The sequence below is a fragment of the Microbacterium sp. BK668 genome (assembly GCF_004362195.1).
In the GTDB taxonomy this organism is placed as follows: Bacteria; Actinomycetota; Actinomycetes; order Actinomycetales; family Microbacteriaceae; genus Microbacterium.
This window is the reverse complement of sequence record NZ_SNWG01000005.1, coordinates 3,808-5,634: the sequence shown is the minus strand read 5'-3', so window position 1 is coordinate 5,634 and position 1,827 is coordinate 3,808. Positions and strand designations below refer to the sequence as shown.

Here is a 1,827-nt window from a genome sequence, read left to right as displayed (position 1 = left end):
GACCCCTTGTAACGCGAAATGGCCACCCAGCGTTGGGTGGCCATTTCTCGGAAGAAGTCCGGCGGTGTCCTACTCTCCCACAGGGTCGCCCCTGCAGTACCATCGGCGCTGAGAGGCTTAGCTTCCGGGTTCGGAATGGGACCGGGCGTTTCCCTCTCGCTATGGCCGCCGAAACACTATTGATGTTTCAGTCTGCACAACAAAAAGTCTTTGGTTGTGCGGTTCCCGACCGTACATCGAGAACCACTCAGTGGACGCAAGCACCAGCAAATCGGTGTGTTATCAAGTCATCGGCTTATTAGTACCGGTCAGCTTCACGTGTTACCACGCTTCCACATCCGGCCTATCAACCCAGTAGTCTGGCTGGGAGCCTCTCGCCCGAAGGCATGGAAGTCTCATCTTGAGGCCGGCTTCCCGCTTAGATGCTTTCAGCGGTTATCCATCCCGAACGTAGCTAATCAGCGGTGCTCTTGGCAGAACAACTGACACACCAGAGGTTCGTCCAACCCGGTCCTCTCGTACTAGGGTCAGATCCTCTCAAACTTCCTACGCGCGCAGCGGATAGGGACCGAACTGTCTCACGACGTTCTAAACCCAGCTCGCGTACCGCTTTAATGGGCGAACAGCCCAACCCTTGGGACCTACTCCAGCCCCAGGATGCGACGAGCCGACATCGAGGTGCCAAACCATGCCGTCGATATGGACTCTTGGGCAAGATCAGCCTGTTATCCCCGAGGTACCTTTTATCCGTTGAGCGACAGCGCTTCCACAAGCCACTGCCGGATCACTAGTCCCGACTTTCGTCCCTGCTCGACCTGTCAGTCTCACAGTCAAGCTCCCTTGTGCACTTACACTCGCCACCTGATTGCCAACCAGGTTGAGGGAACCTTTGGGCGCCTCCGTTACTTTTTGGGAGGCAACCGCCCCAGTTAAACTACCCACCAGGCACTGTCCCTGAACCGGATTACGGTTCTAAGTTAGACATCCAGAGTGACCAGAGTGGTATTTCAACAACGACTCCACGGTAACTGGCGTCACCGCTTCAAAGTCTCCCACCTATCCTACACAAGCCACACCGAACACCAATACCAAGCTGTAGTAAAGGTCACGGGGTCTTTCCGTCCTGCTGCGCGTAACGAGCATCTTTACTCGTAATGCAATTTCGCCGAGTTCGCGGTTGAGACAGTTGGGAAGTCGTTACGCCATTCGTGCAGGTCGGAACTTACCCGACAAGGAATTTCGCTACCTTAGGATGGTTATAGTTACCACCGCCGTTTACTGGGGCTTAAATTCTGAGCTTCGCCTTGCGGCTGACCCGTCCTCTTAACCTTCCAGCACCGGGCAGGCGTCAGTCCGTATACATCGTCTTGCGACTTGGCACGGACCTGTGTTTTTAGTAAACAGTCGCTACCCACTAGTCTCTGCGGCCTCCAAACGCTTTCGGAGCAAGTCCTAATACGTCGAAGGCCCCCCTTCTCCCGAAGTTACGGGGGCATTTTGCCGAGTTCCTTAACCACGATTCTCTCGATCTCCTTGGTATTCTCTACCTGACCACCTGAGTCGGTTTGGGGTACGGGCGGCTAGAACCTCGCGTCGATGCTTTTCTCGGCAGCATAGGATCACCCACTTTTCATCCGCATCGTGTCTCAGCCTGTATGAGTGACGGATTTGCCTATCACTCGGCCTACGCACTTGCACCAGGACAACCATCGCCTGGCTTGGGCTACCTTCCTGCGTCACACCTGTTAATACGCTAACCGCACCAGCATGGGGTCGTGCGCTAGCTCCAACGTTCGCACCCCGAAGGGATTGATACAGAGGAATCTC

The 1,827-nt window shown here is 55.2% G+C and carries 2 rRNA genes (1 of these 2 only partly in view); both read right to left on the bottom strand.

Features of this window, described 5'->3' with window-relative positions:
• Nucleotides 1-56 precede the first annotated feature (56 nt).
• Nucleotides 57-173 (bottom strand): 5S ribosomal RNA (rrf, locus tag EV279_RS16720).
• A gap of 105 nt (nt 174-278) precedes the next feature.
• A 23S ribosomal RNA gene (locus EV279_RS16715) occupies nt 279-1,827 on the bottom strand (it continues 1,656 nt past the right edge of the window).